This is a genomic window from Chamaesiphon sp. VAR_48_metabat_403 (assembly GCF_031422475.1).
In the GTDB taxonomy this organism is placed as follows: Bacteria; Cyanobacteriota; Cyanobacteriia; order Cyanobacteriales; family Chamaesiphonaceae; genus Chamaesiphon.
In genome coordinates, this window is record NZ_JANPLS010000116.1 from 1 (window position 1) to 3,878 (window position 3,878).

The 3,878-nt window shown below is 43.9% G+C and carries 4 protein-coding genes; 1 reads left to right on the forward strand and 3 read right to left on the reverse strand.

From position 1 onward, the window contains the following. Positions 1-1,178: LL-diaminopimelate aminotransferase (locus RMO79_RS06030; protein WP_310482152.1), on the reverse strand; the 1,178-nt coding region annotated here is incomplete at its 3' end. A gap of 182 nt (positions 1,179-1,360) precedes the next feature. Then, positions 1,361-2,155: a PEP-CTERM sorting domain-containing protein gene (locus RMO79_RS06035; protein WP_310482153.1), complete on the reverse strand. Its 795-nt coding sequence runs from the start codon at positions 2,153-2,155 to the stop codon at positions 1,361-1,363. Between the two features lie 23 nt (positions 2,156-2,178). On the opposite strand from RMO79_RS06035, the gene RMO79_RS06040 reads away from it, so the two are divergent. Next, complete coding sequence (locus tag RMO79_RS06040) at positions 2,179-2,304, forward strand: hypothetical protein (protein WP_310482154.1); 126 nt, start codon at positions 2,179-2,181, stop codon at positions 2,302-2,304. Between the two features lie 542 nt (positions 2,305-2,846). Here RMO79_RS06040 and RMO79_RS06045 read toward each other — a convergent pair. After that, on the reverse strand, positions 2,847-3,545 hold the full coding sequence (locus RMO79_RS06045) for a PEP-CTERM sorting domain-containing protein (protein WP_310482155.1): 699 nt from the start codon (positions 3,543-3,545) through the stop codon (positions 2,847-2,849). Positions 3,546-3,878: the final 333 nt, after the last annotated feature.

Consider the following 3,878-nt stretch of genomic DNA (forward strand, 5'->3'; position numbering starts at 1 on the left):
TTGAATGCCGAAATTCGGAAATAACCTTCACCCGCAGCTCCAAAACCAGAACCGGGAGTACCGACAACAAAGCAATTTGTCAGCAGCTTATCAAAGAAATCCCAGCTCGATAAACCAGCGGGAGTTTTCACCCATACATAAGGTGCATTAATGCCGCCATGTACCTGTAATCCCGCCGCAGTAAGTTGGGTGCGAATAATTTGGGCATTTTCCATATAAAAGCCAATTAATTCTTTAACTTGAGCCTTTCCTTCGGGGGAATAAACAGCTTCCGCACCGCGTTGAACGATGTATGAAACACCATTAAATTTAGTCGATTGGCGGCGGTTCCAGAGTTTCCATAATTCCACATCGCTACCATCGGCGGCTTTAGCAGTTAGCGTTTTGGGCACTACCGTCAGCGCGCACCGAGTCCCGGTAAAGCCAGCATTTTTAGAAAAAGAGCGAAACTCGATCGCACAATCCCGCGCACCTTCAATTTCGTAGATCGAATGCGGTAAACTCGGATCGGTGATAAATGCTTCATACGCCGCATCAAAGAAGATAATCGAGCCATGCGCCTTGGCATAATCTACCCACGCCTGGAGGTGAGCTTTTGTCGCCGTCGCACCCGTGGGGTTATTTGGGAAGCAGAGATAGATCAGATCGACTTTTTCGGTGGGGATTTGGGCGGTAAAATCATTCTCGGCGGTAATCGGTAAATATACTAAACCCGCATACTCACCTTTTTCATTGGCATCGCCAGTATTCCCCGCCATGACATTAGTATCGACATAAACGGGATATACAGGGTCGGTAACCGCGATCGTGTTGTCGTGTCCAAAAATGTCGAGAATGTTGCCACAGTCGCATTTAGAGCCATCTGAGATGAAGATTTCCGATGCATCGATCTCGCAGCCTCGCGCCTGAAAATCATTAACGGCGATCGCTTCTCGCAACCAAGCATAACCCTGTTCGGGGCCATAACCCTTAAATTTATCCCGATCGCCCATATCTGCGATCGCAGTTGTCATCGCCGTGCGACACGCTAATGGCAATGGTTCGGTGACATCGCCAATTCCCAACCGGATAATCGGCGCGTCGGGATTGGCTTGAGCGAAGGTATTGACGCGCCGCGCGATTTCGGGAAACAAGTAGCCAGCTTTGAGTTTGAGGTAGTTATTATTAATAGTTGCCATAATTTCAGTCGCGAATCGTCATTCAACAGCTTACCGCAACAAGGGGTGCGGGGTTAGAGAGTAGCAAATTGCGATCTAAAACGGGTAATGTCTCGCGTTCTTTAGACATTACCCCCCAAAATTTCGGACTGAAAATTAGAAATCGTTAAGTATCCAGCAGATCTCGGTCACCTGAAATCGAGCTAATGATTAGCCGCAGCAGCCAATTTTTTTCTCATCCGCATCGCAGCGGTACCACCCAGTAATGTGCCGATAATGGTGAAAGGTTCGGGGACTGTGGTAGCACCAGGTACTGTCGCCACCACACTAAACGAACCATTCGGGCTGGGGTTGAGTGTTAAATTAGTATTGTCAATATTGTCCACCTCAAAGCTAAAAGACGTAAAATTTACGACTGTTGAATCGGTACCATTGGTGAAAATCCCGTCAAAACTAGGAGTGGTATAGATATCAAAAGTGGATCGGGCTACTGCGGGTACTCCAGATCCTCCCCCTGTGGACGGTGCTGGTGTGACGAGGAATCGAGTAGTAGCCGGAAGCGTCAGTGTCCCACCAGCGGGATCCGTGGATGTTCCATTAGTATTAGGAAAGGTAAATACTAAATCAGTTGTTGGTATGTAGTCAATTCCACCAGGAATCGTCACTGAGAAACCGACTTGCTTGAAAGAAACGGGGTTAGAGCTGATGAATTTAATCCCTGTCGCTGTCGGATTCGGGCCGACCCCAGCTAGTAGACTTGCAAAAGTGCCACTCGCTGTCGATACAGTCCCACCACCACCACTACCACGAGTGAAACTACCCTCAAATATGTTGCCCACAGTATTAGCATCGATGGTGCCCAATGTGTTTGTCACATCACCATCGAACCTCAATTGGCTACCAGGTGCGAGGACTACAGCACCTGCGGGAGCTGCATAGATGGCAGTAGCAAAAACGATGGCTAGACCGCTAATCCTCAAAAAATGCTTTAAATTCATTACTATTTTCCTTTAATTTCTAGATGAGATATTTTGAAGATAACGTCGAGAGTAGTTGCGTCAAACCTAAGTCTCACGGTGGCGAGATCCATAACCACACCAAAGTTACAACTGCAATTGCGACAGTTAAAGTTATCTGGCTAAAATGAGCTAGGCAGTCACAAGCAATTTCTGAAGCTAGATTTGGAGATATGTAGTGTCTTTCTCTTCTAGAGTGTCTAAGCTATAAGAACTATTTGCTAACAGCTATACTTGTTGAAACTGAATGTATTCGATCGAGAACACAATCGGCAATCCGGAAACCCTCACCCCATTTTTAAGCAGTTCTACCCTTGTGCGATCTAATTTTTTATGCTTTTGACGAAAATTTAAGACTTTTTACGCTATCGACGAACCAATAATTCAGTATCTTTACTAATGCACGATCGATATTTTTACGGTTGTTATCGAAGACTACGATCGAAGAAGTTTCGGAATACTCAGCAAAACAGCCTCGCAACCCACTCCCAAGCACTATTCACTATCCACTAAAACACTAGTAGCTATGTCTCGATCTCAAGATGCAATCACATCCCCCTGACACGCCAAAGGGATAAGATCTAGCTATAACTAAATCTTATCCCTTAAATTGTGGCTGCTAATTTGAAAATCGAGTAAACTGAACGTGAATTATATTGTTTTTGGTAGCAGTCTAGTTCTTAGCGTTTTTCGCGGAGCTAGACAGCTTCTTTTTCATCCGGAATGCTGCTGTACCACCAATAATCGTACCGATGATAGTAAAAGGTTCGGGTACGGAGGCTGCAATACCATATGAACCACCAGTTCCGGCGGGAATATCACCAAAGCTAAATGCTAGTGCGTTTGTTGGTACTAAACCATCACTATTTGAGAAGAAAGAACCTGTACTATTGATTACCCCAAAATCTACTCCACGAGTGTTTGCATTAAATGACCCTCGGAATAAGGAGTTATTTGCAACTGTAAGATTTGTACCATTAGTGAAAGTAAAAGGTAAATTACCACTTGTTAATCTGTAATCAAAGGTGTTGGCTGCATTAATGCCCGCAAAAGTGAATGTTGCTGGAGAAGAAGCAATAGTATAGGCCAGAGGGGTAACGGGAAAGGAGCCGCTAAAAGATCCACTTGCCCCTGTTACAAATGCCAATGACCCTGGGTTGAATGTAACTGCAAATGTATCGCCAGCAATAGGAGTTACATCTTCAAAGAAGTTGCTCGTTCCATCTTGAAAAACTAATTCTCCAGTATTAAGTGCAACAGCTTGAGCGGGTGCAGCAGGAAGACTTGCAGCAACACCAATAGCTAAACTACTGATTGCAGCTATTTTAAGTGTCTTAATACTGCTTGAGTTTACGAATTGACTAATTTTCATGATAAATCTCTATTTGTTATTAGTACGACTTTTCGTTACATATCTTGTCTGTAGCTACTGCAAATTGATATCGAAAATTCGCAATTTTTAATGAGGTTTTAAGCTCCATGAAATTATCGTAGCATGAGGTTCGGATGGCTTCGATCGAATTCGATCGTTTTCAGTCAAGTGGCGTAGAATCTATCCGATGTTTGGGCTGAATGCACAATTATCAAAAATCAGCAACAGTCAAACATGAGCAAGCTCGATTAATTTAAATATTTTCAGCAAAATAGCGCATTTGCAAATTCAAAAATTTGATGCGAAACACAAATATTTTAAAAAATCAATGGT